Below are 944 nucleotides of genomic sequence, written 5' to 3'. Positions count from 1 at the left end.
ATGGAGTTGGAGGTCTGGTCGACGATGAMGTCGATCTGGCCGGCGATGAGATCGTTCAGCGCAGGCGCGGTGCCGCGATACGGCACGTATTGCAGCTTGATGCCGGAGACGCTCTCGAAATAGACGCCGGCGATGTGGCTGCCGGAGCCTGCACCGGCCGTACCGGCCGTGGGGGACGACGGCCGCGACTTCAGCCAGTCCAGCAGCTCCTTCAGCGAAGTCGCGGGCACCGCGTTCTTGCTGACCACGATCATCGGATTGCTCGGCAGCAGCACCACCGGCTCGAGATCGGCAACGAGGTCGTATTTGAGCTTGTAGACCGCGCCGTTGGCCACATGAGTGCCGAGATGGCCGAACGAGATGGTGTAGCCGTCCGGCGGTGATTGCACGGCGCGGCCGACGCCGATCGAGCCGCCGGCGCCGGTGACGTTCTCGACCACCAGGGGCTGGCCGAGCGTCGTCCGCATCCGTTCGGCGAGCACGCGCGCCATCGCATCCGACGGGCCGCCGGCCGCGAACGGAACGATGATGGTGATGGGATGCGAGGGATAGTCGTCGGCGCGCGCAGCGCCGGCGAGAGCGAGAATACCGATCAGCCCGGCCCAGACGGCCTTCTTCATTGTTCTCTCCCCAGCAATGTCATTCTTATTTTTGCCTCTTCCCGCGTAGGGGAAGAGGGATCATTCGTGAAGAGACGAAATGACGCGCTAGAACTGCGAGAAATCGATCGGCTTGTGCCGATCCAGCGTGCGGGTCACCGGCGGCAGCGGGTACTTCAGGCCGGTCGCGCAGTTGAACAGCATCACGCGGTCGGTCTTGCTGACGCGGCCGTCGGCAAGACTCTCCTTGTAGGCGGCGTAGGTCGCGGCGCCCTCGGGGCACAGCAAAAGCCCCTCCTCGCGCGCGACCTCGCTGAGCGCCGCCGAGATCTTGTCGTCGTCGAC

1 protein-coding gene and 1 pseudogene are annotated in these 944 nt (G+C 65.3%); both read right to left on the bottom strand.

The genetic code is table 11. From position 1 onward, the window contains the following. The coding region (locus AC1D00_RS42985) for a tripartite tricarboxylate transporter substrate-binding protein (RefSeq protein ID WP_477014905.1) at positions 1-620 on the bottom strand (620 nt) is incomplete at its 3' end. 87 nt (positions 621-707) lie between these two features. Continuing rightward, a pseudogene (locus tag AC1D00_RS42980) lies at positions 708-944 on the bottom strand (threonine synthase); the annotation flags it as partial.

The organism is Bradyrhizobium sp. P2_E8 (genome assembly GCF_056403875.1).
The sequence above is the reverse complement of the archived record's forward strand: the minus strand, read 5'-3'. Positions and strand labels throughout refer to the sequence as shown.